This is a genomic window from Chitinophaga sp. Ak27 (genome assembly GCF_012726295.1).
Classification (GTDB): domain Bacteria; phylum Bacteroidota; class Bacteroidia; order Chitinophagales; family Chitinophagaceae; genus Chitinophaga.
The window spans coordinates 1,332-3,169 of sequence record NZ_JABAOB010000017.1; the positions used below are offsets into that span (position 1 = coordinate 1,332).

Below are 1,838 nucleotides of genomic sequence, written 5' to 3' on the forward strand. Positions count from 1 at the left end.
TGAGACATGCTGGAGCGTTTAGAAAAGAAAATGTAGGCATAAGTAACGATAAATAAGATGAAAAATCTTATCGCCGTAAGACTAAGGGTTCCTGATCAACGCTAATCGGATCAGGGTTAGTCGGGTCCTTAGGCAAAGCCGAGAGGTGAAGCTGATGGCAAACTGGTGAATATTCCAGTACCTGCTATAAATTCGATGGAGTAACGGAGTAGTGAAAGGATCGCGCACTTACGGAATAGTGCGTTAAAGGGTGTAGTTATATTCTTGGTAGGTAAATCCGCCAGGGATGATGAACCTGATAGTACAGCAAAGCTTCGGCCGCGCTGATAGTATCCCTAATCAGACTTCCAAGAAAAACTTCTAAGGTTCGTTTATAGCAGCCCGTACCGCAAACCGACACAGGTAGTCGAGATGAGTATTCTCAGGCGCTCGAGTGATCCGTGGTAAAGGAACTAGGCAAATTGACGCTGTAACTTCGGGATAAGGCGTGCCACAGTGATGTGGCCTCAGTAAAATGGTACAACCAACTGTTTAACAAAAACACAGGGCCCTGCAAAATCGAAAGATGACGTATAGAGCCTGATACCTGCCCGGTGCTGGAAGGTTAAGGAAGGATGTTCGGAGTAATCCAAAGCTTCTGACTGAAGCCCCAGTAAACGGCGGCCGTAACTATAACGGTCCTAAGGTAGCGAAATTCCTTGTCGGGTAAGTTCCGACCTGCACGAATGGTCTAATGAGTTGTACACTGTCTCTACCACGAGCTCGGTGAAATTGTAGTATCGGTGAAGATGCCGGTTAATCGCAACGGGACGGAAAGACCCCGTGAACCTTCACTACAACTTAACATTGATTTTGAATGCCAGATGTGTAGGATAGTTGGGAGACTATGAAGCAGGTTCGCCAGGACTTGTGGAGTCATCGTTGAAATACCAACCTTCTGTTATTTAGAGTCTAATCCGGCAACGGAGACATTGTTTGGTGGGTAGTTTGACTGGGGTGGTCGCCTCCTAAAAGGTAACGGAGGCTCGCAAAGGTACCCTCAGTACGGTTGGTAATCGTACGCAGAGCGCATTAGTATAAGGGTGCTTGACTGTGAGGCAAACAAGCCGAGCAGGTGCGAAAGCAGGCTAAAGTGATCCGGTGGTTCTGTATGGAAGGGCCATCGCTCAAAGGATAAAAGGTACTCCGGGGATAACAGGCTGATCTCACCCAAGAGCTCATATCGACGGTGAGGTTTGGCACCTCGATGTCGGTTCGTCACATCCTGGGGCTGGAGAAGGTCCCAAGGGTTCGGCTGTTCGCCGATTAAAGTGGCACGTGAACTGGGTTCAGAACGTCGCAAGACAGTTCGGTCCCTATCTGTTGTGATCGTTAGTAAATTGAGAGGACATGACCTTAGTACGAGAGGACCGGGTCGTACGTACCGCTGGTGTATCTGTTGTGCCGCCAGGTGCAGTGCAGAGTAGCTATGTACGGATAGGATAAACGCTGAAAGCATCTAAGCGTGAAACCTGCTTCAAGATGAGTTTACTTTTAAGGGCCGTCGCAGACTACGACGTTGATAGGTTACAGGTGTAAGGGTGGTAACATCGCAGCCGAGTAATACTAATTGCCCGTAAGCTTTAATTTTATTTTTATACTGCGCTAAAGAATTTTGAATACAACTTTCCCGATATGTTATCTTATTAGTTTGCTGTAACAGCAAAAAGATCTTATGGTGGTTATGCCGAGGGTGTTCACCTCTTCCCATTCCGAACAGAGAAGTTAAGCCCCTCATGGCCGATGGTACTGCACTATCATGCGGGAGAGTAGGTAGCTGCCATACTTATTAAGAAAAG

Annotated in this window: 2 rRNA genes (1 of these 2 only partly in view); both read left to right on the forward strand. The window is 47.3% G+C overall.

Features of this window, described 5'->3' with window-relative positions:
- Positions 1 to 1,629: ribosomal RNA gene (locus HGH90_RS31420) — 23S ribosomal RNA — on the forward strand (it extends 1,254 nt beyond the left edge of the window).
- A gap of 84 nt (positions 1,630 to 1,713) precedes the next feature.
- Positions 1,714 to 1,825: ribosomal RNA gene (gene rrf / locus HGH90_RS31425) — 5S ribosomal RNA — on the forward strand.
- The last annotated feature ends 13 nt before the right edge of the window (positions 1,826 to 1,838 follow it).